The 25,246-nt window shown below is 40.3% G+C and carries 31 protein-coding genes, 7 tRNA genes and 1 pseudogene; 25 read left to right on the forward strand and 14 right to left on the reverse strand.

Annotation, left to right across the window (positions count from 1 at the left end; all coding sequences use genetic code 11):
- Positions 1-7 precede the first annotated feature (7 nt).
- From MHI41_RS02630 to MHI41_RS02655, 6 genes are all read left to right on the forward strand, one after another.
- Positions 8-1,015, forward strand: coding sequence for a PP2C family protein-serine/threonine phosphatase (locus MHI41_RS02630; protein WP_008346904.1), 1,008 nt, complete (start codon positions 8-10; stop codon positions 1,013-1,015).
- A gap of 59 nt (positions 1,016-1,074) precedes the next feature.
- Entirely contained in the window at positions 1,075-1,404 is a 330-nt protein-coding gene (locus tag MHI41_RS02635; RefSeq protein WP_019744215.1) for an anti-sigma factor antagonist, read from the forward strand.
- The gene (rsbW, locus tag MHI41_RS02640; RefSeq protein WP_007496471.1) at positions 1,401-1,889 is read left to right on the forward strand and encodes an anti-sigma B factor RsbW; all 489 of its coding nucleotides are present in this window, start codon (positions 1,401-1,403) and stop codon (positions 1,887-1,889) included. The genes MHI41_RS02635 and rsbW overlap by 4 nt, the downstream gene beginning before the upstream one ends.
- On the forward strand, positions 1,855-2,643 hold the full coding sequence (sigB, locus tag MHI41_RS02645) for an RNA polymerase sigma factor SigB (protein WP_012009000.1): 789 nt from the start codon (positions 1,855-1,857) through the stop codon (positions 2,641-2,643). The genes rsbW and sigB overlap by 35 nt, the downstream gene beginning before the upstream one ends.
- Complete coding sequence (locus MHI41_RS02650) at positions 2,643-3,242, forward strand: PP2C family serine/threonine-protein phosphatase (RefSeq protein ID WP_342494513.1); 600 nt, start codon at positions 2,643-2,645, stop codon at positions 3,240-3,242. Before sigB ends, MHI41_RS02650 begins: the two co-directional genes overlap by 1 nt.
- A 76-nt stretch (positions 3,243-3,318) precedes the next feature.
- Complete coding sequence (locus tag MHI41_RS02655) at positions 3,319-5,478, forward strand: Tex family protein (RefSeq protein ID WP_272512004.1); 2,160 nt, start codon at positions 3,319-3,321, stop codon at positions 5,476-5,478.
- Between the two features lie 19 nt (positions 5,479-5,497).
- Here the strand turns inward: MHI41_RS02655 and cmpA are convergent, their stop codons facing one another.
- Positions 5,498-5,632, reverse strand: a complete 135-nt coding sequence (cmpA, locus tag MHI41_RS02660) for a cortex morphogenetic protein CmpA (RefSeq protein ID WP_008346893.1) — start codon at positions 5,630-5,632, stop codon at positions 5,498-5,500.
- 99 nt (positions 5,633-5,731) lie between these two features.
- Between cmpA and MHI41_RS02665 the strand changes: the two genes are divergently transcribed.
- The 9 genes from MHI41_RS02665 to MHI41_RS02705 all read left to right on the forward strand — a co-directional run bounded on the left by MHI41_RS02665 (position 5,732) and on the right by MHI41_RS02705 (position 7,436).
- Positions 5,732-6,199 (forward strand): SprT family protein, encoded by a 468-nt coding sequence (locus MHI41_RS02665; RefSeq protein ID WP_046527094.1) that lies wholly within the window; start codon positions 5,732-5,734, stop codon positions 6,197-6,199.
- A 117-nt stretch (positions 6,200-6,316) separates the two neighbouring features.
- Positions 6,317-6,391, forward strand: a tRNA-Asn gene (locus MHI41_RS02670).
- A gap of 4 nt (positions 6,392-6,395) precedes the next feature.
- Positions 6,396-6,486: transfer RNA gene (locus MHI41_RS02675), tRNA-Ser, on the forward strand.
- 9 nt (positions 6,487-6,495) lie between these two features.
- A tRNA-Glu gene (locus MHI41_RS02680) sits at positions 6,496-6,567 on the forward strand.
- 25 nt (positions 6,568-6,592) lie between these two features.
- Positions 6,593-6,667, forward strand: a tRNA-Gln gene (locus tag MHI41_RS02685).
- A 32-nt stretch (positions 6,668-6,699) separates the two neighbouring features.
- Positions 6,700-6,775, forward strand: a tRNA-Lys gene (locus MHI41_RS02690).
- Positions 6,776-6,782: 7 nt separating this feature from the next.
- A tRNA-Leu gene (locus MHI41_RS02695) sits at positions 6,783-6,865 on the forward strand.
- Positions 6,866-6,912: 47 nt separating this feature from the next.
- A tRNA-Leu gene (locus MHI41_RS02700) sits at positions 6,913-6,996 on the forward strand.
- Positions 6,997-7,250: 254 nt separating this feature from the next.
- On the forward strand, positions 7,251-7,436 hold the full coding sequence (locus MHI41_RS02705; RefSeq protein WP_057078423.1) for an ATP-binding protein: 186 nt from the start codon (positions 7,251-7,253) through the stop codon (positions 7,434-7,436).
- Positions 7,437-7,674: 238 nt separating this feature from the next.
- Here the strand turns inward: MHI41_RS02705 and MHI41_RS02710 are convergent, their stop codons facing one another.
- The 3 genes and pseudogenes from MHI41_RS02710 to MHI41_RS02720 form a co-directional block, all read right to left on the reverse strand.
- A complete protein-coding gene (locus tag MHI41_RS02710; protein WP_342494514.1) occupies positions 7,675-8,196 on the reverse strand; it encodes a hypothetical protein in 522 nt (173 codons plus the stop codon).
- A gap of 5 nt (positions 8,197-8,201) precedes the next feature.
- Positions 8,202-8,285, reverse strand: a pseudogene (locus MHI41_RS02715) (toxin C-terminal domain-containing protein); the annotation flags it as partial.
- On the reverse strand, positions 8,254-8,691 hold the full coding sequence (locus tag MHI41_RS02720) for a S8 family serine peptidase (RefSeq protein ID WP_342494760.1): 438 nt from the start codon (positions 8,689-8,691) through the stop codon (positions 8,254-8,256). The pseudogene MHI41_RS02715 and the gene MHI41_RS02720, both read right to left, overlap by 32 nt.
- A 530-nt stretch (positions 8,692-9,221) precedes the next feature.
- Between MHI41_RS02720 and MHI41_RS02725 the strand changes: the two genes are divergently transcribed.
- A complete protein-coding gene (locus MHI41_RS02725) occupies positions 9,222-9,425 on the forward strand; it encodes a cold-shock protein (protein WP_003214229.1) in 204 nt (67 codons plus the stop codon).
- A gap of 277 nt (positions 9,426-9,702) precedes the next feature.
- On the opposite strand, the gene MHI41_RS02730 is transcribed toward MHI41_RS02725, so the two are convergent.
- Both MHI41_RS02730 and MHI41_RS02735 read right to left on the reverse strand, forming a co-directional pair.
- Positions 9,703-10,164 (reverse strand): CarD family transcriptional regulator, encoded by a 462-nt coding sequence (locus MHI41_RS02730; protein WP_050826994.1) that lies wholly within the window; start codon positions 10,162-10,164, stop codon positions 9,703-9,705.
- 250 nt (positions 10,165-10,414) lie between these two features.
- Positions 10,415-11,464: an NAD(P)-dependent alcohol dehydrogenase gene (locus MHI41_RS02735; protein WP_342494515.1), complete on the reverse strand. Its 1,050-nt coding sequence runs from the start codon at positions 11,462-11,464 to the stop codon at positions 10,415-10,417.
- Positions 11,465-11,687: 223 nt separating this feature from the next.
- On the opposite strand from MHI41_RS02735, the gene MHI41_RS02740 reads away from it, so the two are divergent.
- A complete protein-coding gene (locus tag MHI41_RS02740) occupies positions 11,688-12,089 on the forward strand; it encodes a MerR family transcriptional regulator (protein WP_017366673.1) in 402 nt (133 codons plus the stop codon).
- Positions 12,090-12,131: 42 nt separating this feature from the next.
- Here MHI41_RS02740 and MHI41_RS02745 read toward each other — a convergent pair whose 3' ends face one another.
- Together MHI41_RS02745 and MHI41_RS02750 are read right to left on the reverse strand one after the other, a co-directional pair.
- The gene (locus tag MHI41_RS02745; protein WP_007496444.1) at positions 12,132-12,863 is read right to left on the reverse strand and encodes a glycoside hydrolase family 16 protein; all 732 of its coding nucleotides are present in this window, start codon (positions 12,861-12,863) and stop codon (positions 12,132-12,134) included.
- A 244-nt stretch (positions 12,864-13,107) separates the two neighbouring features.
- On the reverse strand, positions 13,108-13,818 hold the full coding sequence (locus tag MHI41_RS02750) for an alpha/beta fold hydrolase (protein ID WP_108611733.1): 711 nt from the start codon (positions 13,816-13,818) through the stop codon (positions 13,108-13,110).
- Positions 13,819-14,032: 214 nt separating this feature from the next.
- On the opposite strand from MHI41_RS02750, the gene MHI41_RS02755 reads away from it, so the two are divergent.
- From MHI41_RS02755 to MHI41_RS02775, 5 genes are all read left to right on the forward strand, one after another.
- The gene (locus tag MHI41_RS02755; RefSeq protein WP_249670514.1) at positions 14,033-14,605 is read left to right on the forward strand and encodes a TetR/AcrR family transcriptional regulator; all 573 of its coding nucleotides are present in this window, start codon (positions 14,033-14,035) and stop codon (positions 14,603-14,605) included.
- A gap of 79 nt (positions 14,606-14,684) precedes the next feature.
- Positions 14,685-16,124, forward strand: coding sequence for a DHA2 family efflux MFS transporter permease subunit (locus MHI41_RS02760; protein ID WP_019743363.1), 1,440 nt, complete (start codon positions 14,685-14,687; stop codon positions 16,122-16,124).
- Between the two features lie 186 nt (positions 16,125-16,310).
- The gene (locus tag MHI41_RS02765; protein WP_342494517.1) at positions 16,311-17,204 is read left to right on the forward strand and encodes an alpha/beta hydrolase; all 894 of its coding nucleotides are present in this window, start codon (positions 16,311-16,313) and stop codon (positions 17,202-17,204) included.
- A 150-nt stretch (positions 17,205-17,354) separates the two neighbouring features.
- Positions 17,355-17,732, forward strand: coding sequence for an MmcQ/YjbR family DNA-binding protein (locus MHI41_RS02770; protein ID WP_019743360.1), 378 nt, complete (start codon positions 17,355-17,357; stop codon positions 17,730-17,732).
- Between the two features lie 111 nt (positions 17,733-17,843).
- Positions 17,844-18,605 carry an SDR family NAD(P)-dependent oxidoreductase gene (locus MHI41_RS02775; RefSeq protein WP_342494518.1) on the forward strand — a complete coding sequence of 254 codons (762 nt, stop codon included), beginning with the start codon at positions 17,844-17,846 and terminating at the stop codon, positions 18,603-18,605.
- Between the two features lie 145 nt (positions 18,606-18,750).
- On the opposite strand, the gene MHI41_RS02780 is transcribed toward MHI41_RS02775, so the two are convergent.
- Complete coding sequence (locus MHI41_RS02780; RefSeq protein ID WP_342494519.1) at positions 18,751-19,329, reverse strand: UPF0715 family protein; 579 nt, start codon at positions 19,327-19,329, stop codon at positions 18,751-18,753.
- A gap of 25 nt (positions 19,330-19,354) precedes the next feature.
- Between MHI41_RS02780 and MHI41_RS02785 the strand changes: the two genes are divergently transcribed.
- Entirely contained in the window at positions 19,355-20,503 is a 1,149-nt protein-coding gene (locus MHI41_RS02785) for a type II asparaginase (RefSeq protein WP_342494520.1), read from the forward strand.
- A gap of 34 nt (positions 20,504-20,537) precedes the next feature.
- Here the strand turns inward: MHI41_RS02785 and MHI41_RS02790 are convergent, their stop codons facing one another.
- The 3 genes from MHI41_RS02790 to MHI41_RS02800 all read right to left on the reverse strand — a co-directional run bounded on the left by MHI41_RS02790 (position 20,538) and on the right by MHI41_RS02800 (position 22,227).
- Positions 20,538-21,431: an alpha/beta hydrolase gene (locus MHI41_RS02790; protein WP_342494521.1), complete on the reverse strand. Its 894-nt coding sequence runs from the start codon at positions 21,429-21,431 to the stop codon at positions 20,538-20,540.
- Positions 21,432-21,487: 56 nt separating this feature from the next.
- Positions 21,488-21,940 (reverse strand): MarR family transcriptional regulator, encoded by a 453-nt coding sequence (locus tag MHI41_RS02795; RefSeq protein ID WP_019743356.1) that lies wholly within the window; start codon positions 21,938-21,940, stop codon positions 21,488-21,490.
- Between the two features lie 101 nt (positions 21,941-22,041).
- Complete coding sequence (locus MHI41_RS02800; protein ID WP_057078399.1) at positions 22,042-22,227, reverse strand: hypothetical protein; 186 nt, start codon at positions 22,225-22,227, stop codon at positions 22,042-22,044.
- Positions 22,228-22,364: 137 nt separating this feature from the next.
- Here MHI41_RS02800 and MHI41_RS02805 point away from each other — a divergent pair, with 137 nt between their 5' ends.
- Both MHI41_RS02805 and MHI41_RS02810 read left to right on the forward strand, forming a co-directional pair.
- Entirely contained in the window at positions 22,365-22,970 is a 606-nt protein-coding gene (locus MHI41_RS02805; RefSeq protein WP_008346724.1) for a TetR/AcrR family transcriptional regulator, read from the forward strand.
- 31 nt (positions 22,971-23,001) lie between these two features.
- Positions 23,002-24,204: an MFS transporter gene (locus MHI41_RS02810; protein WP_342494522.1), complete on the forward strand. Its 1,203-nt coding sequence runs from the start codon at positions 23,002-23,004 to the stop codon at positions 24,202-24,204.
- Between the two features lie 34 nt (positions 24,205-24,238).
- Here the strand turns inward: MHI41_RS02810 and MHI41_RS02815 are convergent, their stop codons facing one another.
- Together MHI41_RS02815 and MHI41_RS02820 are read right to left on the reverse strand one after the other, a co-directional pair.
- Positions 24,239-24,655 carry a hypothetical protein gene (locus tag MHI41_RS02815; RefSeq protein ID WP_342494523.1) on the reverse strand — a complete coding sequence of 139 codons (417 nt, stop codon included), beginning with the start codon at positions 24,653-24,655 and terminating at the stop codon, positions 24,239-24,241.
- On the reverse strand, positions 24,652-25,092 hold the full coding sequence (locus MHI41_RS02820; RefSeq protein WP_342494524.1) for a LytTR family DNA-binding domain-containing protein: 441 nt from the start codon (positions 25,090-25,092) through the stop codon (positions 24,652-24,654). Before MHI41_RS02820 ends, MHI41_RS02815 begins: the two co-directional genes overlap by 4 nt.
- Between the last annotated feature and the right edge of the window lie 154 nt (positions 25,093-25,246).

The raw sequence follows: 25,246 nt of genomic DNA on the forward strand, positions 1-25,246 counted from the left end.
GGAAACCATGGATTTTAAGGAGGTAATGGAGCAGCGGTATCATCAGCTGCTCAGTCGTTATATCAGTGATTTAACTGAAACATCGCTTTATCAAGCTCAAAAATTTAGCCGAAAAACCATTGAGCATCAAATACCTCCTGAAGAAATAGTGAGTGTTCACCGAAAAGTGATTCAGGAGCTTTACCCTGATTTGCCGGAAGATGTCTTTCATTCACTAGACTTCTTAATTGAAGTGATGATTGGATATGGCCTTGCCTACCAGGAGCATTTAACACTAAGAGGCATCCAGCAAGAAATTAAGTCGGAAATTGAAATTGCTGCAAATGTTCAGCAAACCCTTCTGGAAACGAAAATTCCAGAAGGAGACACATTTGATATCGGAGCCATCAGTGTGCCGGCAAAACAGATGAGTGGGGATTATTACCATTTCGTAACAGATCACGATACAATCAATATCGCGATTGCAGACGTCATTGGGAAAGGAATTCCAGCTGCGCTCTGTATGTCGATGATTAAGTATGCGATGGATTCCTTGCCAGAGTCAGGCAGCGGCCCAACAAAAGTGCTCAAAACCCTTAATCGTGTGGTCGAGCAAAACGTAGACCCAAGCATGTTTATCACCATGTTTTATGGCAGCTATAATAAAGAAACACATGAATTTAAGTACGCATCGGCTGGACATGAGCCGGGCTTTTTCTATTGCAAAAAAGAGAATCAATTTTACGATTTAGATGCAAAGGGTCTTGTCCTTGGAATCGCACCAGACTTTGATTACAGGGAATATGAGCAGCATTTGGACGTAGGAGATATGGTGATCTTATTTTCAGATGGGGTCACCGAATCCAAGTCAGAGGACGGCTTCTTAGAGCGCGAAGATATCAAAGCGCTCATAGCAGAGCATCTTTCCTATTCAGCGCAGGAAATGGTCGACGCTATCTATGCAAGCTTACTCAAATTACAAGATTTTCAGCTTCACGATGACTTTACTTTACTTGTCCTTAAAAGAAAGGTTTAGAAAGTGAATATGCGGGTATATAAAACTTTAGGAAACAAGAATTTCGAGGTGAATGCATAATGAATATGTCTGTAAAAGAGCATCAAATAGATCATAAGACGAAAATTAGTGTCAGCGGAGAAATCGATGTGTACTCTGCTCCTGAGCTGAGAGAAACCCTTATGCCCAAAGCAGAGCAAGGAGAGCATCTTGACATTTGTCTGAAGGATGTTACTTACATGGATAGTACAGGTTTAGGTGTGTTTGTTGGGCTGTTCAAAGCGGCTCAAAAAGCAGGAGGATCATTAAAGCTTGAGAACTTGTCGGATCGGCTTGTCAGATTGTTTGAAATCACTGGACTAAAGGACATCATTGACATTTCTGCAAAGTCAGAGGGTGGGGTACAATGAACGAATCAGTAGATCTAATCGAGATGAAAATACCGGCGAAACCAGAATACGTAGGCATCATTCGTCTGACTCTTTCAGGCGTTGCAAGCCGGATGGGCTATGCCTACGAAGAGATTGAGGACTTGAAAATTGCCGTCAGTGAGGCGTGTACCAATGCAGTTCAGCATGCCTATAAAGGTGCAGATGGCGAAGATGGAGAGGTAGCGGTTCGCTTTCTTGTCTATGAAGATCGTCTAGAAATTATTGTCGCTGATAAAGGCGGTAGCTTTGACTTTAAGCAAAAGCAGGAAGACCTAGGGCCGTACACATCTGCTCATACGGTGGATCAATTGGCAGAAGGAGGTCTTGGTTTATACTTAATGCAAACATTGATGGATGAAGTCGAGGTGCAAGCAAACTCCGGAGTTACCGTGGCAATGACAAAGTTTTTAAACAGGGAGCGAGTTGACCATGACACAACCATCCAAAACTATGAAACTAACTAAAGATGAAGTGGATCGCCTCATTCAAAGCTATCAATCCAACCAAGACGAGCAGGCGCAGCTGACACTAGTTGAGTGTTATACAAACCTTGTGGATATGCTCGCGAAGAAATACTCCAAAGGAAAAAGCTTTCATGAGGATTTAAGACAAGTTGGAATGATTGGTCTACTCGGCGCAATTAAGCGTTATGATCCACTTGTCGGTAAATCATTTGAGGCATTTGCCATTCCAACCATTATCGGGGAAATCAAACGCTTTTTACGTGATAAAACATGGAGTGTCCATGTACCAAGACGAATTAAAGAGCTTGGACCAAGAATCAAGATGGCAGTTGATCACCTGACAACGGAAACACAAAAGTCACCTAAAGTACAAGAAATTGCAGAATATCTAGATGTAACAGAAGAAGAAGTTCTTGAAACAATGGAGATGGGCAAAAGCTATCAAGCGCTGTCTGTTGACCAAGGCGTAGAGGCTGATTCTGAAGGAAGCACTGTGACGATTTTAGACGTTGTCGGCTCACAAGAAGAAGGGTACGAACGTGTAAACCAAAAAATGATGCTTGAAAGTGTGCTTCACGTTCTGACAGATAGAGAAAAAGAAATTATCAATCTCACGTATTTGCAAAATAAAAGCCAGAAAGAAACAGGCGATTTACTCGGCATATCTCAAATGCATGTATCAAGGCTGCAGCGGAAGGCAGTTAAAAAGCTACGAGATGCATTGTCAGAAGATGCGTCTATGGAGCTAGGGTAATGAAGCAGATCGAACAGCATGAGCATGTAAACGCCATTATCTATCAATCGAACAAAGAAGGAAAATCATGCTGCGGGGACAGTTTTTTTATTAAAGCAGATGATGAAGAACTAATTTGTGCTGTAGCAGACGGATTAGGCAGCGGCCAGTTCGCCAATGAATCATCTTCTTTAGTCAGCGAAATTGTCGAAGAATATGGACATGAGGATGTAACAACCCTCATCGATAGATGCAATCAGGCCATGAAAAATAAACGCGGGGCCACTGTAGCCATATTAAAGGTGAATTTTTCCCAGCAGCAGTTTACCTATTGTTCGGTTGGCAATATCCGATTTATCTTGAATGCACCTTCTGGCGACTATATTTATCCACTTCCGACATCAGGATATCTATCAGGTAAACCTAGAAAATATAAAACATACACCTATTCCTACGAAAAAGGATCGACATTCATTATGTATTCCGACGGACTGAATGTGCCAAACATGCGAATGTGTTTAAAGCATAGCCATTCAGTTGCAGACATCGACAAACAACTTGAAACATACACACAAGACAAGAAGGACGATCTCACCTATGTACTTGGTCAGCTTACATGAAATAGCTGACCTTTTTTCTGTTTTGCCGGTTTTTTTGATACACTAAAAGAGAAGACACAGTGAGAGGATGCAAAGTATGAAGACATCTGACTTTTTATTGAAACAAATTGCGACAGAATTAAAGCTTTCAACAAAACAAATTGGAAGTGTGATCCAGCTATTAGAGGATGGCAACACCGTCCCGTTTATTGCACGATACCGGAAAGAGCAGACAGGCTCACTAGACGAGGTGCAAATCCAAACCATTTCTGAACGCTATACATATATCCAAAATGTGATGAATCGAAAAGAAGAAGTGATTCGCTTAATCGCTGAACAAGACAAATTAACTGATGAATTAAAACAGAAGATCGAGCAGGCGCATAAGTTGCAAGAGGTCGAAGATTTATACCGTCCATTTAAACAAAAGCGTAAAACAAAGGCAAATGTAGCCAAAGCAAAAGGACTTGAGCCGCTGGCAGAGTATTTACTGAAGCTGCCAAACGATGAGATCGAAAAGAAAGCATCGGCTTTTATCAATGAAGAAAAAGAAGTCACAACAGCAGAAGAAGCACTGGAGGGCGCCCAGCACATCATTGCTGAACAGCTTGCGGATGATCCTGATATGAGGAAATGGATTCGCAGTGAGACGTACCAAAAGGGAAGTCTTGTCACATCAGGAAAAGACGTTGAAAACGATGAGAAAAACGTCTATGAAATGTATTACGACTATCAAGAGCCGATTAAAAAAATTGTGCCTCATCGTGTACTCGCGGTCAACCGAGGCGAGAAAGAAGGGATTTTGAAAGCAGCCATCGAACCACCTGCTGAAAATATTCGTTTCTACCTCGATAAACAAGTCTTAAAAGGCAAGCAAACGACGGCGAGACCTTACATTGAAGCGGCCATTGATGATGCATATAAACGCCTGATTCAGCCATCAATTGAACGAGAAATACGAAAAGAGCTGACAGAAAAAGCAGAGGAACAAGCCATTCATATTTTCGCTGAAAACTTAAGAAAGCTCCTGCTTCAACCGCCGATGAAAGGGAAACGTGTACTTGGGGTGGACCCTGCGTTTCGTACAGGCTGTAAATTAGCCGTCGTGGATGATACAGGAAAAGTCCATCATATTGGCGTCATTTATCCGCATCCGCCTGTACAGAAAAAAGCGGAAGCCAAACAAAAAGTGAAAGAAATCATTCAATCATCGAACATTGAAGTCATTGCGATCGGAAACGGAACAGCCTCAAGAGAGACCGAACAATTTATCGCAGACTTGATCCAAGAGCTGGACCAGCCAGTTTCATATTTGATCGTGAATGAAGCAGGGGCAAGTGTATACTCTGCATCTGCGCTGGCAAGAGAAGAGTTTCCAGACTTGCAAGTGGAAGAAAGAAGTGCCATTTCCATCGCCAGAAGGTTGCAGGACCCATTAGCAGAGCTTGTCAAAATAGATCCAAAATCTGTCGGTGTGGGACAATACCAGCACGATGTGAGTCAAAAGCAATTAAACAGCTCGTTAACCTTTGTGGTAGAGACGGTTGTTAACCAAGTCGGTGTGAACGTTAATACAGCTTCACAGGCACTGCTGCAATATGTGTCAGGTCTTTCAAAAGCCGTCGCAGGGAACATCGTCAAGCGCCGCGAAGAGATTGGGAGATTCACAAGCAGAAAAGAGCTGAAGGATATCCCAAGGCTTGGTGCAAAGACCTATGAGCAGTGTATCGGCTTCCTGCGCATCACAGATGGACAAGATCCACTTGACCGCACGGGTATTCACCCTGAAAGCTATAAAGAAACAAAACAGTTCTTACGCATGATCAACATGACGCCAGACGATCTTGGAACAGAACAGTTAAAAGAGAAAATGGCTGAGGTGAAGCTGGACGAAGCCGCACAGCAGCTTGACATTGGTCCAATTACACTCCAGGATATCATCGATCAGCTGACAAGACCTGAGCGTGATCCGCGCGATGAAGTACCGAAACCTCTTTTGAAAACGGATGTGTTGAAATTAGAGGATTTAAAGCAAGGAATGGAGCTGCAAGGAACGGTAAGAAACGTCGTAGACTTCGGCGCATTCGTTGATATTGGTGTCAAGCAGGACGGGCTTGTCCATATTTCAAAGCTAAGCAACCGCTTTGTGAAACATCCGCTTGACGTGGTATCAGTTGGTGACATTGTGACCGTATGGGTAGACTCCGTTGACCAGGCAAAGGGCCGGGTAGCTCTATCGATGCTAAAACCAGAGTAAACAAAAAACGAGGCGCACCTTAGGATGGGGTGTGCCTTGATGTGACTGAATGCTTTTTTCTATAGAAGTACCAGCATTGATTGAGCAATTTGATTTGATAATGATTTTTCTCATAAAATGCTTTCTGCATCTGATTTTTCAGCCAGTTGGGCATCGCCCATTCCTCCTTTGATCAAAACAGTGGGTGTACCTTCAATGTATGCAGAGGGGAAATTGTCCCGTTCGAGGTTTTTATAGAAAGGAACGATCTTGATTGAACGAAAGAGAGTTACAGCAGTTAACAGAAGACATTTCAGAGCAGTTCTTTGGTAAGGCATTTCGCCATCAGGCAGTTTTTAATGACCGTCTTAAAACGACAGGCGGGCGATATTTACTTGGAACACACAATATTGAGCTAAATCGCCGATATCTTGAGGAGCATGGCAGAGACGAATTGATTGGTATCATTAAGCATGAACTATGTCATTATCACTTGCACCTTGAAGGAAAGGGCTATCAGCATCGGGACAGGGATTTTCGTGAACTCTTGCAACAAGTAGGAGCCCCGCGCTTTTGTACCCCGCTGAAGACCGTTCAAAAGAAAAAAAGAGCGGTGACGCTTCATTATTATGTGTGCACAGGATGCGGAAGACATTATACGAGGAAGCGCCGATTTGACACCACGCGATATGTCTGCGGGATTTGTCATGGGAAGTTAAAAAAGGAAGGGGAAAAGGCTTGACTGTTATATTAGTATATGTTAAATTATAAAAGCCGTCGCAAATGGAGCAGGAATGAAACGTTTAAAAATTCTTGACACATTTTTCTGGCATAGATATAATGAAACATGTCTTATTATTCCGCAGTAGCTCAGTGGTAGAGCTATCGGCTGTTAACCGATCGGTCGTAGGTTCGAGTCCTACCTGCGGAGCCATAATGGAGAAGTACTCAAGTGGCTGAAGAGGCGCCCCTGCTAAGGGTGTAGGTCGCGCGAGCGGCGCGAGGGTTCAAATCCCTCCTTCTCCGCCATTATGATATGGCCCGTTGGTCAAGCGGTTAAGACACCGCCCTTTCACGGCGGTAACACGGGTTCGAATCCCGTACGGGTCATGTTTTATTTTTTATGTTGATTCGTTGGGCTATAGCCAAGCGGTAAGGCAACGGACTTTGACTCCGTCATGCGTTGGTTCGAATCCAGCTAGCCCAGCCATTTTTTTATATATGTTTTTCTGCATAGCAGATGAGCCATTAGCTCAGTTGGTAGAGCATCTGACTTTTAATCAGAGGGTCGAAGGTTCGAGTCCTTCATGGCTCACCATTGTCACGCGGGTGTGGCGGAATTGGCAGACGCGCTAGACTTAGGATCTAGTGTCTTTATGACGTGGGGGTTCAAGTCCCTTCACCCGCATTGTTTTTTAAACAGTGCACTTATGAATATATGAGCACATCATACACGCGGTCGTGGCGGAATGGCAGACGCGCTAGGTTGAGGGCCTAGTGGGTGAATAACCCGTGGAGGTTCAAGTCCTCTCGGCCGCATCTAAGAAACCAAAGGTTGTAGACCTTTGGTTTTTTGTATTATCTAAATGTAGCTGGCAGGATAGTTCAAGCTTCACCAAAAGCAAAAAATAGAGTATCAAATGAATGAGGGCGTATTAGGTGCGTTTTTACATTAATGCTAAGTTCTCCATCTCACAATCAATAATGGATGCTTTACATGATGATGAGAAAGGAAACTTTGGTGTCGTTTTTACATTTGACGAACCGGGTGAAAGGGAAGATGCTTGAAATAGATGAATCTTGAACCAAGTGAAGAAGATCAAAAGATGCTTGGATCAATGTTTCAAAGCCAATGCCTGATTAAAGATATTTACGGGCGTACCTCTAAAATCTTAATTGAATGCCTGTTTGAAGAGTGGATGGGGACTTTCGAGACCAATAAAAGTGAAGTGGCCTATGTTGAAGAGATGTATTTTTAAAATTTCGTTCATAATTGAGCGGCTTTTTTATTTGTATAAAATCAACTTTTGGGAGGATTGGTACAATACATAATTTCTAGGTTGAAGGTCTAGTGAGTGGATGAATAACCTAGAGATGTTAAATTCTTCTCAACCGTATTTAAAGAAACCAAAGGTTTATGAACCCTTGGTTTCTTCTTATCGATGGCTTCTTTGCATTTTTGTATCAGAAGCTTAATATAAAGAGCATTGTTTAATTTTACTTTTCATAATATGTGTCATACAATCCTTGATAGTGGTTTCTTAAATTTTGTATTAGATTTTGGTCATAAGAGATAAAGTCGATCACATCTTCGCTAATATAGACAAGATAGTTCTCATTATAAATAACAATATAAGATGAACGCATTCCTTTCACAACACTTTTAATATATTGATACACTTCCTCAAAACGAATGTTTTTAATAGTTGTAAATATGACATTAGCATCTATTTCATCGTGATAAGTAATGGTTTCAGACCAATTTTTGATCTTTATATACTTGCCTATATTTGTTTTTTCTCGATACCTGCGATCATTTTTAATATAACCCGAAATAAAGGTAACATTAATTTCTTGTGGATGATCCAGTGTCTCGGATAATATATCTTTTAGTAAACTAAGTTTCCCATTGTCAAAAAGTTCAACTCCAAATCGAACTCTTAATTGGGGTGAAACTTGAAAAAAAGGAATTTCCATATTTTTTGTAAAATTTATGTGGAATTTTTTGATTTTATCCATGATATTTAATCTCCTATTCTTCTTAATTCAGCATCATAAGTCCCTGATCTAGTCTTTTTACTTGCTAAATTCTTTACTGTTGAAGCGCCTTAAATGTGCTTTTTCAATAGCAGCTTTTAAACGCGAATCATCTTTAGCAAAACCAAAGCTTAAATTAATTATATCTACACCCTGTTTAATACTCCATTCTATGCCTTCTATAGTATCAGAAGGCTCGCCTTTTCCGTGTTCATCCAAAACTTGAATATCATATAAATTGGTATTCTCGGTAATTCCTATTTTTGTATTTTTAATTTGAGTATTAGTAAGTATGCTTGCAATCATTGTTCCATGTGGAAAAAATGGCTTAGTTTCTGAAGTGCGATCAATTGCATTGTATGTATTTTTAATATGTTTTTTTATTTGGGGTATGTTTTGTTCAATTCCACTATCCAGTACTGTAATTTTTACTGGTTGGGTTTTTGTTATTTCTATTTTCTTATTAGGTAAAGTCATACAAATTGCCCAATTATTATCACGATGTTCTTTTGATAATTTAAATTTCGTGGTCTCATGTTTTTCACAACCTACAATGTATAAAAGACATAAACAGATCAATATATATTTTTTTATCACCAACTATCACTCCAAATTAAAAATACATGATTTTCTATTGTATATATAAATAATGTGATTTTTAATAAAATATGGGTAAAAAAACATTATATAACAAATAATATAATGTTTAAATTCAACTTTGTTAAATATTTATTATTGATATTTATGTTATCGTTCTTTAATATACTTAAATATTTTTAAAACTAATAGGAAGTCTGATTTTTATATAATTGAAATAAACGTTTTGTGTAATGAATTTCGAGTTAACATATTAAAAAATTGCAATAATTTCCGATTCATGTTACAATAAGAATAATTATTTTTGTTCGGCGTAAAGGATAGCATGAAGAAAGACTTTTCGTCTTGAGGATACTTTGGGCAAGGATAGTATAATACATTGTGTGGTAACGCACTAGGAGGCAACAAACATGGAACAAGGTACAGTAAAATGGTTTAACGCAGAAAAAGGTTTTGGATTTATCGAACGTGAAGAAGGCGACGATGTATTCGTACATTTCTCAGCTATCCAAGGTGACGGATTTAAATCTTTAGACGAAGGTCAAAAAGTAACTTTTGACGTAGAGCAAGGTTCTCGTGGAGCTCAAGCTGCTAACGTTCAAAAAACTGCTTAATCTTCATTTTTAAAACAGGTTCTCTGTAGAGAGCCTGTTTTTTTGTGTTTTCATTTATTTCTGCAATAAAAAACCCTACTCAACGTACAAGTAGGGAGATGTTACAAGGTAATCGTAAAAAAATTCATGCTTCAAAGGTTTATCAACAGTATAGCATATTGGATTTACAATATGCGGAATTTGCCTAAATAAATTCTTTTTTCTTTACTGGTCGAAGATAGAGGGATTTGTTCGTAGAGAAAATGTATTCAAAAAATGGGGAAGCAGGTAGACAATATTAGCAGAAACTCTTGATTTGTTTTTCAGTGATTCCTTTGATGACTTCTAGCTCACTAAGCAAATAACCATGAGCATCGTCAAGCATTTTCTTTTCGCTGGCATTCAGTTTTTTTTCTTTCTTCATCCGCATGAGATCACGTACCACTTCAGCGCCTTCTAGTATGTGGCCCGTTTTTATTTTGTCTGTGTTGATTTTATATCTCTCTTTCCATGGCAATAACTTATCTGATGTTCCATTTTGGAAAGTGTGTATGATGTTCTTTAAGGCAAGTATATCTGTAACAGGTCTTATCTTTGACCTTGACATCTTCCTTGTAGGAATCATCACTTTCATATGGCTAACGGCCATCTTAATGACATAATACGATTGTTTTTCATCAGAGAATTCTTTTTCTTCTATGGCTTCAATTATACCTGCTCCGTGCATTGGATAAACAATATTATCACCAATTTGAAACATATCATCCGCCTCCATATCATGTATCTACTTTAAGGGTACCACATTTAGAGGTAAAATAATCAAATTTTTAATAATAACATGTTTATTTATTTTCTGTCAATAAATTTGGTTCTAAAAAAGTGAGATTTTTTCATGAAAATTTCGGGTGGTTTTTGATCATATCCTCAAGAATCCTTGCTACAAGAAAAACAGAATATCCATCATTAAAAAAAGACCAGACATTGAGCTGGTCTTTCCAAATAGAATCCGATCATAATGTTGAAATATCAATCACAAATCGATAACGCACTTCACTATTTAGCACACGTTCATATGCTTCATCGACTTGGTTTGCGTTGATCACTTCAATTTGTGGTGCGATATTGTGAGCAGCTGCGAAATCGAGCATTTCTTGTGTTTCTTGGATGCCACCAACGAGTGAGCCGGCGATGCTGCGACGCCCCGTAATTAATGAAAACACATGGAAGTTGTCTGGCTTTGGTGGTGCACCGACGTTCACTAATGTTCCGTCAACACGAAGTAAGGACAAATAGGCATCCACGTTGATATTGGCAGAGACGGTATTGAGAATGAGATCATATTGACCGGCTAGTGTCTTAAACGTATCAGGGTCACTTGTAGCAAAATAGTCTTTTGCACCAAATGACAGGGCCTCTTCTTTTTTATTCAAAGAGCGGCTTAATACAGTCACTTCAGCGCCAAGTGCGCGTGCAAATTGAATGGCGACATGACCTAGACCGCCCATTCCGACAATCGCCACTTTTTTGCCAGGCCCAGCCTTCCAGTGTTTTAACGGAGAATACGTTGTGATGCCGGCACAGAGAAGAGGGCTGGCGACATCGAGGGAGAGCTGGTCAGGAATATTGACAACAAATCGTTCTGTCACAACAATTTTCTGACTGTAGCCGCCGTAAGTTGGTTCTCCATCATAATCGAGGTTATTATAAGTTTGAACGACTCCTTTCTTGCAATATTGCTCATCTCCATTTTGGCAATATTCACATGTACCGCAAGAATCGACAAAACAACCGACGCCTACACGATCACCAATGTTGAATTTCGTGACAGCATCCCCTACAGCTGAAACAACTCCAGTAATCTCATGACCCGGAACCATTGGGAAAATACCGCCGCCCCATTCATCAAAGGCACTGTGGATATCTGAATGACAGATCCCGCTAAACTGAATATCAATTAAAATATCATGTGGACGAAGTGCTCTTCGTTCAATGGTTGTCCGTTCAAAGTTTGCTTTTGCATGGGAAACACTTAAAACGTTTGACTGGTGCGTCTGACACATTCTTGATCATCCTTTCAAAAGTAAGATTCGGTCCTTCCTCTATACTGTACGTCTTAAAGTGAACTTTAAGTCAACATAGAACCTTCAGATCGCTTGAATTCAGGCTTTAGTATCAGCCTTGAATCAAGATTTGAGCCAAAAGTATCTTGTCTTCTCGATTAAAATGGAGATGATGGGAAAAGGGAGATCGTCAAGTAAGAGAAAGAAGAGAAGGGTGAAAACAATGAAAATAGCACAAGCCGCCAAGCAGCTCGATTTATCTACTGCTACGCTCAGGTATTATGAGAATATAGGTTTAATTAGACCGATCAGGCGTGATGAAAATGGTGTTCGTGATTATACAGAAGAAGATATTCAGTGGATAGAATTTATTAAATGTATGAGAAATGCGGGTCTGTCAATTGATGCTCTTAGAGAATATACGGCTTTATTTATCGAGGGAGAGGATCGTACATTGTCCTCAAGGAAGCGTATTTTGGTCAATGAGAGAGAAAGACTCGTAGACAAACAAAAGGAAATCGAAGAAACGATTAAACGGTTAGATTACAAGATTGAAAGTTATGAAGATATTATCCACAGTTATGAACAAAAACTAGTTCATCAATTAAAAACGAGCTCTATTTAAATGAAGAAAAACCTGTGACTTGTCACAGGTTTTGTGATGTGGTTATCTTTTTGTGTAACGTACCCAATTGTAATGAGCGTAAAGTGGAGTAACACCGTTGTAGGAGCCGAGCCATTCATCGACACCTGCACCATTCCATAAGTTCATCATAATCTTTCCTGGTGTTTGAGGGATTTGAGTAGTAGCCGTATGTTTTAATTGACCGTCCACATACCATTTAATCGAGTTAGGCTGCCAGTCGAACGCATATGTGTGATAAGAGTTTGCTGCATCAAAACCAAGGTTGACGATTTTTTCATGATTTCCGACACCATTGGTATAATAGTTGAATTGTACCTTCGTGGTATCTTTTCCGAGAAACTCAATGTCAATCTCATCCCAAGGTGTACCATCCGTCGGTCCAGTATAAGTAAAGAACGAAGATACGATCCCAACATTTTTGGCTGGTTTCATGCTGACTTCATAAAGTCCATAGCCATATGTTTGAACGGAGCGGTTTTCCCCACAGTCAAACTTATTATACGAAGGACTAGTGAGCGATAATCGCATTTCCCCTAACGACGTCATGGAGACATTGTTTGCGCGCCACGTACAGTTAAACATATTTCCATTCGAGTACCCATCAGCTTTTTGCCATAACCCGGTATTGTAATTGTTAAAGGGTTCATAGAATGATCCACCCGTTTGTGCCGAGGCACCAGCTGTAAATGTGGACAAGCTCAAGCATAACCCAGCGACAAGCAGCATCAGCATCCGTTTTACACGATAAGACATATAAGCATTCTCCTCTCCTTTTTGAAAGCGCTTTCTTTATTGATCATACATGATTCTTGTAAAATGGAAAATCGGTCTAATTTCTGATATTAAGCAGTTGAGTTTGATAGAATCTTCTCTTATTTCATGGGAATTGAGGTATCAATAGAAAAGGATCAAAAACGCCAGTAGTAATGATCGGGTTTTTCATCCTTTACATATGTTTTCACTTTTTCATCCCAAAATATTGATCTCATGCTGTTTGCTATCTTTCTGTAACTGCGATATCTAATAAACAGTCCACAAGCTCTTTTTTTCTAGAATAGAAAGGGAAATGATCGGCATCAAGGGTATAGATGCGCTCAAAAGGTTTAGTGGCATACATTTGTCTTTGCAAGTCAATCGGAATGGAGCGATCATTTGTTGTTTCAATATAGACACTGGGCACTCTTCCAAATCTTTCATTGGTTAATGAAACTTGATCTTCAAAAGGCTGAACAGGCTGTGGACGTATCTTCTTTTTAAACAATTGCAGATCTTCCTCCGAACTTTCGTTGAGCATATCCTCCGCAATGAATTCTTCCATTAATGTGATGGTCTGATTCTTTTCGTCAAACGTTGCTTTAGGACCGCCTGATGCGATATCACTAATAGCTTGTCCGTTTTCAGGAACAAATGCACAGACATATACTAGTTTTTTGATCTTGTCTGGAATGTTCTCAGCTACTTGTGAGATCACCATCCCGCTCATACTGTGTCCAACTAAAATGACGGGTTCGTCTATTTTTTCAATCGTTGTGACGACTTTGTTTACATAGCTCTCTAATGATACGTCCTGTGGAGGCGTGGCGTCTTCGCCACTGCCAGGTAAATCAATTGCTATCACTGTATGACCTTTCTGTTGAAGAGAAGGTTTTATTTGGTCCCAGCACCAGCTTCCTTGGAATGCACCATGAACGAATAGGAATGTATTCAATCCAATCACCTCTATCACTTTTTGTAACCATTATAGTTACAACAGGTGGATCAGTCAAATGATAGTAAAAATCGCCAGAAAAGAATGATTGACAAAGCGGACAGTTGTCCGTAAGATAATACCGGGACAATTGTCCTAAATGAAACCTAAAGAGCCTTGAATCAAAACATACAAATAGATGTGATGTGGATGAAGCTAGAGAAGGTGAGGTAGCATGGAAAAGGATATTGGAAAGGAAATTGAAGAGGTCGCTTTCTCTTTATTTCAAGAGTTTGGTGTAGAGAATGTCAGCATGCATAAAATCGCAAAAACAGCTGGTGTTGGTCAAGGGACCCTTTACCGCCGCTATGCAAATAAAAGTGATTTGTGTCTCTCTATTCTTGGTGAGAGATTTGAACAGCTGATCCCTGCTTTGCATCTTTACTTAAAAAAAATAAGTGATCAGCCGGTTCAAGATCGTTTGCAATATGTTCTCGAGGAGATCCATCTCATCGTTGGTCATCACTTAGACTGGATTCGGATGCTGACGATCTCTGGAAATTTAGAGCAGACAAGTAAGGTGTATGATTCTCATTACAGTCAATCACTCAAACAAATCATTCGTGATTTGCTCGAGGAAGCGAAAGAAAAAGGGGAAGCGAACATACAAGACATTGAGTTGACGACATTATGTATGTCCTCTCCAATGACGCCTGAACTCATGTTTTATATTCATGAATCCGGCTACTCAATCGAAAAAATTGCACAATTCGCTGCAGAAAGACAGGTTTTGTCTGTCTTTTCCTAGACATTGAAGTGGCTCATTTCTGTCCAGCCTAACTACTTATGGTTCATCAAAATTGAAAAAGAAAAGGAGCCAACTTAATATGAACAAACAGCAAACAGCAGCTTCCGACATTCGAACGCTGCCCATTATTATTTCATTTATCACAGCTGGATTTATTGGACTGTTCAGTGAAACGGCACTCAACATGGCGCTGAGAAGTTTAACATTAGACTTTGGTATTGAAGCAACGACTGCTCAGTGGCTGACCACCGGCTATTTATTAACACTAGGTATTCTCGTTCCAATTTCTGGCCTCATTCTTCAATGGTTTACAACAAGACAGCTTTTCATAACCTCACTGGTCTTTTCGATCATCGGTACATTTATTGCCGCAGTTGCACCAGTCTTCAGTATTTTAATGGTGGCACGTGTGGTGCAGGCAGTAGGAACAGCCTTGCTCCTTCCATTGATGTTTAATACGATTTTGGTCATCATTCCGCCTCATAAAAGAGGTAGATCAATGGGGATTATTGGTCTTGTCATTATGTTTGCCCCAGCAGTTGGTCCAACGGTCTCTGGTCTCATTCTTAAATCGTTAACATGGCATTGGATTTTTTGGATTTCGCTTCCGTTATTAGTTGCTGCACTCGTATTTGGGTATATTTTTATGCAAAATATTACGGAACCCACAAGACCGAAAATCGACATTTTATCGATTGTGCTATCAACCATCGGTTTCGGTGGAATTGTGTATGGCTTTAGCAGTGCCGGTGAAGGCGGCGGCTGGAGCAGTATGCATGTGATTGTGGCGATTGTTGTAGGTGTCATTGGCATTCTTGTGTTCTCCCTAAGACAGTTAAATATGAAAGAACCGATGTTGAATTTAAGCCCATTTAAATATCCAATGTTTGTGATCGGGTTACTTCTGATCTTAGTGTGTATGATGGTGATGCTGTCTGCTATGATGATTCTGCCATTATATCTGCAAACGTCCTTGGCACTGTCTACATTTACAGCTGGTTTAATGCTATTACCAGGTGGAATTATCAATGGACTGCTATCGCCAATCATGGGTGGGCTTTTTGATAAATTTGGGCCGAAATGGCTTGTCATCCCAGGTCTTGTCATCGTTGCAGCGACCATGTTTGGCTTCACGAACTTAAGTATGAATACGTCAATCGGTTATATCGTGACGCTTCATATTACGTTAATGGTTGGGATTGCGATGATCATGATGCCTGCCCAAACAAACGGTTTGAATCAGCTGCCGCCAGAGCTATATCCGCACGGTACAGCGATTATGAATACATTGCAGCAAGTGTCAGGAGCGATTGGGACTGCGGTTGGTATCTCGATCCTTTCATCAGGAGCTCGCAGTTTTATGCAAAATGTGGCTGATCCCGCAAATCCAGTCAATCAGCTGCTCGCCTTTACAAATGGCGTCCAGCATGCCTTTATCTTTGCTGTCATTATGACAGTGATTGGCTTGGTGATTGCTTTCTTTATTAAACGAGTGAAAGTAGAACAACAAGTATCATAATATATGAAAAGCACTGAGGACTTAGCGCCGCAGTGCTTTTTTTATTCATAGGGGTGAATGCTTGTTTCAAATGCGATGAAAATGGGGAGATAGATAAAAAGCAACGACTCTCTGACGACATTGAAGGAAAAGGCGAAATTCGTAACGAATGGATAGAGATAAAAGAATAAGATAGGAGCTGAGATTATGAACTTAGACGAACAAATCAAAATGGCTGAGTCATTACGCCAACCACCTGAAGATTCATTAGCTAGTCAATCGGAATTAAAGCCAGTCCACCCTCCTGAAGTGAACAAAATGGAATATGATATCCCGACAGGTGCTGGTGAAACAAAGGTGTGGGTATTTAAACCTGTGAAAACATTGAAACAACCCCTACCTGTTTTCGTGAATTTGCATGGGGGCGGTTTTATCCTTGGAAGTGCTGAAATGGATAATCATTGGTGTCCGGTCATAGCAGATCGTGCGGAGTGTATCGTCGTCAATGTGGAGTATCAGCTGGCACCGGAACACCCTTTCCCAGCCGCTCTTCATGAATGCTACGATGTGATGAAATGGTTATATGAACATCCTGATGAACTACAAATAGACCCAAATCGATTAGCCATTGGCGGACATAGTGCAGGTGGGAATTTGGCAACAGCGGTTTGTCTGCTTGATATCCAAAAAGGGAACAAACTTCCGATTGTCTATCAAGTGCTTGATTATCCGCCGCTTGATTTAGCTACTGATCCAGCACAAAAGCCAGCGTTTGAAGAAGCAATTCCAGTTGAAATGGCGAGACGGTTTAATGCCTTCTACCTGCAAGGTCAAGATCCGCACAATCCGCTCGTTTCTCCAGTCTTTGCAGAGAGAGAAGTGTTAGCACAAATGCCCCCAGCTCTTGTTATCACAGCTGAGAAGGATTCACTAGCTGAAGAAGCTGAGCATTATGCGGACAGGTTAAAAGAAGCAGGGGTAGATGTCACATACAAACAATTTAAAGGAGTTCCTCATGCGTTCACTCATGCCGGAGATTTAAAGATAGCTGAAGAGGCTTGGCATCTGATGAGCGATCAGCTTAAGAAGGCGTTTGAATAAGAAATATTCGGATATCAGTAAAAAGCACAGACCTTTATTTCTGTGCTTTTTTTGTGTTCTTGCTGACGTCTTGAAAAGAAGTATAGATACAACAATCGCAGCTGTCGATATAATAGAAAGATAGAAGACATCTAAAAAGGAGCTAATAGAATGAAAAAAGAGACACTACAGGCATTTTGTCTTTCTTTACAAGGAGCAACCCACGACTATCAACCTGAGTGGCAGGCAGATCGTTATCATATAGGTGGAAAGATGTTCGCCATGATGGGGGGAGATGTCGATCGTAAGCCAGTCATCACTTTAAAATGTGATCCGCAACGTGCTGAAGAATTAAGAGAAATGCATGAAGGAATTATTCCCGGCTATTACATGAATAAGACGCATTGGAATTCTATTTATCTTGATGCAGATATTCCATCTTCATTTGTCGAAGAGCTAATTGAACATTCCTATCAACTGGTTTTTCACAAATTAACAAAAAAAGCTCAGCAGGCTATCCTCCAACATGATTCAAAAGAAACCGATTAAAAGCTGAACGTTTAGTTGTTCATGACTCTTTGAATCTCTTCAAAATTGACTAAGGTCACATGCTCTCGCTATACTTTAAACAGCTGGAAGATACGAATAGGGGGATATACAATGGGCTATACAGTCATTACAGGAGCAAGTTCAGGCATTGGATATGAAACGGCTTTGGCCTTTGCAGCAAGAGGAAAAAATCTGATCTTAGCTGCACGCCGGCTTGATAAACTCCAAGAACTGAAAGAAAAGATTCTAGAAAAATATCCCGATATTCAAGTGAAAGTCCAGTCTGTTGATTTAACAGACAGAGAGCAAGTGTATTCTTTCTATGAGTCATTAGCTGGTGATGAGCTGGATACGTTCATTAATAATGCCGGGTTTGGCCATTTTGGTTCAATAGGAGAGCAGGATGTGAAAAAAATTGGGGACATGCTTCATCTCAATATTGAAGCGTTAACAATTTTATCCACTCTATTTGTCCGTGATTATGAGCAAAAAGAGGGGACGCAGCTAATCAATATCTCTTCAAGAGCGGGTTATACCGTCGTCGGAAATGCTGTCACTTATTCAGCCACGAAATTTTATGTGAGCGCCTTTACTGAAGGGCTGGCCCTAGAATTGAAAGAAAAAGGAGCCAAATTACAGGCAAAAGTATTAGCGCCTGCTGCGACAGAATCGGAATTTGCAAAGCGTTCATTAGATGTCGATCAATTCGAATATGAAGGCACTATCAAGAAATATCACACATCAAAAGAAATGGCAGCGTGCTTGCTTGAGCTTTACGCCAGTTCAAAAACAGTTGGTATCGTTGATGGGAAGACATTTGATTTTGAATTGAAGGACCCCATTTTTTCACACGCTGGCACAAGCATGAAATAAAAAGTTCCAATCACTGAGGATAGATTCTCTTAGCGACTCTTATTCATCATTCAAAACCCATGATCACATCAGTAGGTCACCGCGCCGAAAAATGTCTTGGATAATGTGGGTCACTGTCAACACATACTAGAATCGATAAAAACACCTACACATTAGGTGTTTTTTTATGCATTCTTTGAGTAATCAAAGAATCGCAGGTCCAGTAGATGAAACTGCTGACAATCATGATCGGAAGGGATGTTGAGCTCTCAATTCCATCCATAACAAAAAGCATGACAATCATTGCTATCAGTAAGTAAGCCGCTAAATAAAGAGGATGAAAAGCCTTGGGCTGTAAAGAAAACAACAACTGTAAAGGTACCGCAAAGATGAAATAATAAACAAAAAAGATGGGAGTGTAAAGCATCATAAACGCAGGCTCGCCCTGAATCGGTGGATATAAACATACGAACAAGCTGAGTAAAATGGAACTGAAGAATAGTGTGAGTAGGATTTTGTAAAATGGTTGAACGGAACGCACTGTATGTACTCCTTTTTTGTAAGATTTCCTATATTTTATCATAAATGGGTCGAGAACAATTTCTGAAGTCAATTTAGGTATTAAGATATAAATAAATTTTGATAATAGTGTCCTTTTTCCTTTATTTGGTTCTGTGACTTTCACCTCATGCTGATGAATGAAGGAATGGTATAAAGTAAACCCTATAGACAGATAATTATTCATCACATTTAAGAAAAGAGATGATCTTATGAACGTAACAAAATGGTTTGGTGTTGTCCTTCTAACTGTTTCACTATTGGTGACCGCAGCTTGTGCGAACGATAGCACTCAAGAGAATAATCAAAGTAATCAAGAAAGCACTACAAGTGAAACAAAAGAAAAAAACACGGCTGTTGAGACAGGGAACAAGTCTTTATCCAATATTAAGGTGCTGGCAACAGGCGGAACGATTGCCGGTAGTTCAGACAGTAATACGGATACGACTGGATATAAATCTGGTGCACTTGGAATCGATAAAGTCATTGCTTCCGTACCACAGCTGAAGGATATTGCAAATGTCACGGGTGAGCAAGTAGCGAACGTCGGCAGTGAAAATGTGGATAACGCTCTTCTTTTAAAATTAGCGAAACGAGTCAATCAGCTTTTAAATGATGATCAAGTGGATGGCATTGTGGTGACACATGGTACAGATACATTAGAAGAAACGGCCTATTTTTTACATTTGGTTGTAAAAAGTGATAAGCCTGTGGTGGTCGTGGGTTCCATGAGGCCGGCATCTGCCATTAGTGCGGATGGCCCGCTTAACTTGTATCATGCAGTGAAAATTGCTTCGACAAAAGAAGCCAAAGGCAAAGGTGTAATGGTGACATTAAATGACCGAATTGCCTCTGCTCGTTTTATTACGAAGACAAATACCACCACAACCGATTCGTTCAAGTCTCTTGAGCAAGGGTACATTGGAGAAGTGGCGGGTGAAGTTGTCTCTTTTTATAACGAACCGACAAGAAAACATACAGCTGACAGTGAATTCGATATTTCAAAGCTAAAAGAACTGCCGCAAGTGGATATCTTATACGGCTATCAAAATGATCAAAAGTATGTGTATGATGCTGCCGTTAAAGCAGGAGCGAAGGGCATTGTCGTTGCCGCCGCAGGAAATGGAACGATGTCAACAGAAGCGATCAATGGGGCAACAGATGCAGTGAAGAAAGACGTGGTGATCGTGAGGTCAAGCCGTGCAGGAAATGGCATTGTCACACATGAAAAAATGGATGATGAACATCATTTTGTCTCATCGGATTCATTAAATCCACAAAAAGCACGCATTCTACTCATGCTGGCTCTGACGAAAACAAAAGATCCAGATAAAATTCAATCCTATTACGAGCAGTACTAAAAAGAAAAAGACCCGACGTATCATTGGGTCTTTTTTATATGTGTACCTGATGTTCAGCCCGTTTTTTTAAAGAGAGTAAAATGTCTCTCCAAACATCATCTATATCAGTCAGAAAATGTCCTGCTTGCTCGATATAATTCGTTTTTGCGTTTGGAATGTTGGGAGCCATTCTTTCTATCTCTGCAAAAGGGGCCATCTGATCCTCTTTTCCATGCCAGACATCCACAGGGATTTGTATATCTTTCATATCGAATGCCCATGACCGTGAGAGTAAATCTGGTTCATGAATACATTCATCAACCGATTGACGAGTGGCTTCGTATAAATGCCGCATCATCAGCTCCAGTTGCTCATCGGTTTGAAGAAATTGCCGATCCGATGGATGTAAATGTTTGTTCCCTTTTTTCGTTAGTTTCTTGAATTTCTCTGGTTTCTTTTCAATTAGTTTTTTCTGAGCGCGATAACTTGCCTTTAAGAGCCAAGGCATTCTTTTACTGAGGAAAAAGGCAATCTTGTTCTCTTTTAGCATACTTTTAGGCGGTTTACCATCCTGAAATGGGGTGGTACTTGAGACGAGAGCAGCTGAAAGAATGCGATCTGGCAATTGATAGGCACAACCAGCAGCGAATGCCCCGCCTCCAGAGACACCAATCACTGAAAAATGGGAGATGTCAAGATGATCGGCCACTTCCTGTACGTCTTTTGCCCAGTCTAAAATGGTACGGTCAGGTTGCGGATCAGATAAACCAAAACCAGGTCTGTCTAAAGAAATGAGACGAATGCCAAGCTCTTTTGAGATTGGATCATCATCTAAAAACATCACTCTCGATCCAGGTGTCCCATGAAAAAAGAATACTGGGAATCCTTCAAGATCACCGTATTGAGACAAACCAATATGACGTCCATCTTGCAAATGAATCCTGTCCATATGATCATCCCTTTCATCGTTTATCTAGCTTACATATTCATGCATGAAACGCCGGGTTAAGGCGTTTCTTTCGCAATTTGATAGATCTTTTCGTAAAGCGATAATAATGTTTTTAGATCTTCTTTTGAAAGCTTGGCATAGTATTTTTGAATAAGATGCAGCTGAATTTTTTCAATATCTTTATGATAGTCATGGCCCTTTTGAGCAAAATCAACAATGATTTCTCTACGGTTATGTGGATTAATCTCTCTTTTCACATATCCAAGTTGTTCAAGCTTTGATATGAGCTGGCTAGCGGCACTAGATGAAATGGAGAAATAATCAGCTAGTTCATTGATTGTTCTCGTCTTCGACCGTAGCAATTCAAGTGTCAGTTCTTGTTTGCTAGTTAAATCTGCATACTCATTTTTTAAGAATCGTTGATACTCTTCTACATAGATAGAACCTAGTGCATTTGAGTACTCAATGATTTTTTTGCTGTAATGAATGATATCCTCATCCAATGACATCACCTCTTTTCTCCTATATTATATGATCTTAATATTTAAGTGAAGTTAAATGTTAAGGAAAATTAAATAAAAGAGAGATAGACTTGAGGAGAAAATGACTTCTACCTCCACTTTCTCATCAACAATGGACAAAGAATACTTCCTGTCATCCCTAAGCATTCATAAAACATAGTTGGTTTGATTTTAAACAGGTAATAGACCAAGGTGGCAATGAACAGGTCATAAAAGAAAAACAAGTATACGTCCTTTTTGGTGATGGCAAAAATGATCGTTTTGTTTGTTTTCACTTAGATTCACTCCTTTGGAAGTCGAGGACTTTTTCATTGTATTATGGGCGATCTCCATTTATAATAAAAAAATAAACCAACTGGTCGGTTTTATTTGTCCGTGTGAAGAAAAGCAAGGTAGAAGGGATTGTTCATAGATGACAAGTACACAAAGCGGGGCTGGAAAAAGTGAAAAGACGAAGCAGAAAATTGTCACCGCTTCACGTGATTTATTTGCGAAAAAAGGATATTCCGAAACATCCGTGCGAGATATTTTAGAGGCGGCTGAGATTAGTAAAGGCAACCTTTATCATCATTTTAAAGGAAAAGAGTTTTTGTTCCTTCATATTATGGAAGAGGATCATCGATTCATGATGGAGACGTGGCATGAACAGAAACAAATGCTGCGCCGGGCCATTGATAAGCTCGCAGGATTTGCAGAGCTGCTTAGTCAAATGGGGATTAACTATCCTCTAATGAGAGCGAGTGAAGAATTTTGCGCCAGTGCATTTACATCAGATGAAGTCATGGAGCGGCTGAACAAGATTGATGTAGACTTTGATGATGTGATGAGAGACATCCTGCTTGAAGGAAACGAAGATGGTAGCTGGTCGATTCAGCATGTTGAATCAAAAGTGAAAATATTACTTTCCGTATTCTATGGATTAGACGTGTTATATAAAAATGACACGATGCAGCAGAAAAAGGAATTACAAAAAGAGGCGATCTCATTGTTTATTCACGGAATCAACCATCATGAGTAACAAGTGAGTCAGTAAAGGGGAAACAAACATCATGCAAAAACCGATTCGTGAGCAAAAAGCCGTACTTGTTATTTTATTAAGTAATATATTTATTGCGTTTTTAGGCATCGGTCTGATCATACCTGTCATGCCGCTCTTTATGAATGTCATGCATTTAACGGGCAGTACGATGGGATATCTTGTGGCGGCGTTTGCCGTTGCACAGCTCATCGCATCACCTGTTGCAGGGAGATGGGTAGACCGCTATGGAAGAAAGATTATGATCGTGTCAGGCCTTTTTCTATTTGCGTTATCAGAACTCGTTTTTGGCTTAGGAACACACGTATATGTTCTGTACTTTGCAAGGGTTCTTGGCGGTATTAGTGCAGCATTTATCATGCCGGCTGTCACCGCTTATGTCGCCGATATCACGACTGTTCAAGAAAGATCAAAGGCAATGGGGTATGTATCCGCTGCTATTAGTACCGGATTTATTATCGGCCCGGGAATTGGCGGATTTATTGCAGAATATGGCGTTCGCCTGCCGTTTTTCTTTGCAGCAGGGATTGCATTTATTGCTGTGATTTCGTCTATGTTTATGCTGAAGGAACCATTAACAAAAGAAGAGCGAGAGAAACAAATGGATCAAGTGAAAGAATCGACCTTCTTTAAAGACTTGAAAAAATCGATTCATCCAAGCTATCTCATCGCCTTCATCATTGTCTTTGTGCTGGCGTTTGGACTATCTGCATATGAAACGGTCTTTAGCTTGTTTACAAATCACAAGTTTGGATTTGGTCCGAAGGATATTGCGATTATCATTACCGTCAGTTCAATTGTAGCCGTCATCATCCAAGTACTCGTGTTTGGTAAAATGGTGAATGCGCTTGGGGAGAAACGAGTTATTCAACTATGCTTGATTGTTGGAGCAGTTCTCGCTTTTGTTTCCACGGTCGTGTCAGGCTTTATGGTTGTGCTGATCGTGACGTGTGTGATTTTCCTTGCGTTCGATTTATTGCGCCCTGCACTCACGACCTTCTTATCAAAAATCGCTGGCAATCAGCAAGGATTTGTCGCAGGGATGAACTCTACCTACACAAGCCTTGGTACGATTTTTGGCCCGGCACTTGGCGGCATATTATTCGATCAAAATATTCATTTCCCATTCCTGTTTGCAGGTGTTGTCTTATTTCTTGGGTTAGGCTTAACCCTTATTTGGAAGGGGAAGGCGAGAGAAGAGGCATCAGCAGAATAATAGACAAGAGACCTTTCAAATAAGGTCTCTTTTTTTAAGGCTGCGGCTTCAGGTGATTCAGTGCCTGCGCCAGTTTTTGATTTTGTTGCTTTTTGTAAAATAGAAAGGCGATGATATGGCCTACTAATGTGAGAAAGGCTATACCGATAAAATAAGGCATGATCCATTCGAGCAGTGTAGTCGAATATAAAGCGACGGCTCCTATTTGAAACCCTAAATTGACGACAGTGGAGATCAGAATGTTGATGGGTGCTGGGAAGGTAAAGTAGTTCCATAGTAAAGGATACATGACCCCAAAGACGATGCCTGCCAAAGTCCCGATGGCAATGATGTGCCACACGTAATGAAAAGAGATAGAGGATGACCATTGAGTGATGGACAGGATGAGTGTCAGCCATACAATAGAGACAAAAGCTGTTTGCATAAATTGATGTTTTAGTTCCTTGATCATTTGAATCGCTCCTTTATATATTTGGCGTAATGACGACTGACGGTGTAACTGTTTTTCGAGATGGTTTCGACCTCTAAGCGAGCGTACGTACCAGCGACAAAGCTGTCGACTTGCGCTAAATTGAGAATGACTGCATTGTTGATACGATAGAAATGTTCACGCTCTAACGACTTCAGATCCTTCAGCCGTTTACCGAGAAAATACGTCTTACCTTGAGTCGTGATCACCTTTGACAGATGTCCAAGCGCAGAGATCGCTTCAATTTGTTCTAATGGTAAAAGAGACTGCCGATCATTTTTTGGATCTTTGACCGTTAGAGATGTACTAGTCTCCAGCATTGATGCCATCTTTTGTAAACGTTCTTGATTATGTGGATGGCTGATGACGTCTACTTCCGTCACATCCTTTTCTTGATTCCAGAAAAAACGAAATTTCATTCATAAACCTCCTCTCACAATGAGCATAGCAATAGATGAAAGCGAATGCGATTGAATGTTGCTTTGATGCAGAAGAATTCTTTTTGTTGCAAAGATTCACCGCGTGTCTGCGGCTTTCCTTTATAATGAAAAGATACTCGTTCGTGAATGGAGG

It is taken from the genome of Bacillus sp. FSL M7-0307, from assembly GCF_038627835.1.
Lineage (GTDB): Bacteria > Bacillota > Bacilli > Bacillales > Bacillaceae > Bacillus > Bacillus altitudinis.

Excerpts from the sequence above, each read along its gene's own strand:
- MHI41_RS02630 (WP_008346904.1), top strand. The coding sequence starts at position 8 with ATGGATTTTAAGGAGGTAATGGAGCAGCGGTATCATCAGCTGCTCAGT.
- MHI41_RS02635 (WP_019744215.1), top strand. The coding sequence starts at position 1,075 with ATGAATATGTCTGTAAAAGAGCATCAAATAGATCATAAGACGAAAATT.
- rsbW (WP_007496471.1), top strand. The coding sequence starts at position 1,401 with ATGAACGAATCAGTAGATCTAATCGAGATGAAAATACCGGCGAAACCA.
- sigB (WP_012009000.1), top strand. The coding sequence starts at position 1,855 with ATGACACAACCATCCAAAACTATGAAACTAACTAAAGATGAAGTGGAT.
- MHI41_RS02650 (WP_342494513.1), top strand. The coding sequence starts at position 2,643 with ATGAAGCAGATCGAACAGCATGAGCATGTAAACGCCATTATCTATCAA.
- MHI41_RS02655 (WP_272512004.1), top strand. The coding sequence starts at position 3,319 with ATGAAGACATCTGACTTTTTATTGAAACAAATTGCGACAGAATTAAAG.
- cmpA (WP_008346893.1), bottom strand. The coding sequence starts at position 5,632 with ATGCCCAACTGGCTGAAAAATCAGATGCAGAAAGCATTTTATGAGAAA.
- MHI41_RS02705 (WP_057078423.1), top strand. The coding sequence starts at position 7,251 with ATGAATCTTGAACCAAGTGAAGAAGATCAAAAGATGCTTGGATCAATG.
- MHI41_RS02710 (WP_342494514.1), bottom strand. The coding sequence starts at position 8,196 with ATGGATAAAATCAAAAAATTCCACATAAATTTTACAAAAAATATGGAA.
- MHI41_RS02720 (WP_342494760.1), bottom strand. The coding sequence starts at position 8,691 with ATGACTTTACCTAATAAGAAAATAGAAATAACAAAAACCCAACCAGTA.
- MHI41_RS02725 (WP_003214229.1), top strand. The coding sequence starts at position 9,222 with ATGGAACAAGGTACAGTAAAATGGTTTAACGCAGAAAAAGGTTTTGGA.
- MHI41_RS02730 (WP_050826994.1), bottom strand. The coding sequence starts at position 10,164 with ATGTTTCAAATTGGTGATAATATTGTTTATCCAATGCACGGAGCAGGT.
- MHI41_RS02735 (WP_342494515.1), bottom strand. The coding sequence starts at position 11,464 with ATGTGTCAGACGCACCAGTCAAACGTTTTAAGTGTTTCCCATGCAAAA.
- MHI41_RS02740 (WP_017366673.1), top strand. The coding sequence starts at position 11,688 with ATGAAAATAGCACAAGCCGCCAAGCAGCTCGATTTATCTACTGCTACG.
- MHI41_RS02745 (WP_007496444.1), bottom strand. The coding sequence starts at position 12,863 with ATGTCTTATCGTGTAAAACGGATGCTGATGCTGCTTGTCGCTGGGTTA.
- MHI41_RS02755 (WP_249670514.1), top strand. The coding sequence starts at position 14,033 with ATGGAAAAGGATATTGGAAAGGAAATTGAAGAGGTCGCTTTCTCTTTA.
- MHI41_RS02760 (WP_019743363.1), top strand. The coding sequence starts at position 14,685 with ATGAACAAACAGCAAACAGCAGCTTCCGACATTCGAACGCTGCCCATT.
- MHI41_RS02765 (WP_342494517.1), top strand. The coding sequence starts at position 16,311 with ATGAACTTAGACGAACAAATCAAAATGGCTGAGTCATTACGCCAACCA.
- MHI41_RS02770 (WP_019743360.1), top strand. The coding sequence starts at position 17,355 with ATGAAAAAAGAGACACTACAGGCATTTTGTCTTTCTTTACAAGGAGCA.
- MHI41_RS02775 (WP_342494518.1), top strand. The coding sequence starts at position 17,844 with ATGGGCTATACAGTCATTACAGGAGCAAGTTCAGGCATTGGATATGAA.
- MHI41_RS02780 (WP_342494519.1), bottom strand. The coding sequence starts at position 19,329 with ATGAATAATTATCTGTCTATAGGGTTTACTTTATACCATTCCTTCATT.
- MHI41_RS02785 (WP_342494520.1), top strand. The coding sequence starts at position 19,355 with ATGAACGTAACAAAATGGTTTGGTGTTGTCCTTCTAACTGTTTCACTA.
- MHI41_RS02790 (WP_342494521.1), bottom strand. The coding sequence starts at position 21,431 with ATGGACAGGATTCATTTGCAAGATGGACGTCATATTGGTTTGTCTCAA.
- MHI41_RS02795 (WP_019743356.1), bottom strand. The coding sequence starts at position 21,940 with ATGTCATTGGATGAGGATATCATTCATTACAGCAAAAAAATCATTGAG.
- MHI41_RS02805 (WP_008346724.1), top strand. The coding sequence starts at position 22,365 with ATGACAAGTACACAAAGCGGGGCTGGAAAAAGTGAAAAGACGAAGCAG.
- MHI41_RS02810 (WP_342494522.1), top strand. The coding sequence starts at position 23,002 with ATGCAAAAACCGATTCGTGAGCAAAAAGCCGTACTTGTTATTTTATTA.
- MHI41_RS02815 (WP_342494523.1), bottom strand. The coding sequence starts at position 24,655 with ATGATCAAGGAACTAAAACATCAATTTATGCAAACAGCTTTTGTCTCT.
- MHI41_RS02820 (WP_342494524.1), bottom strand. The coding sequence starts at position 25,092 with ATGAAATTTCGTTTTTTCTGGAATCAAGAAAAGGATGTGACGGAAGTA.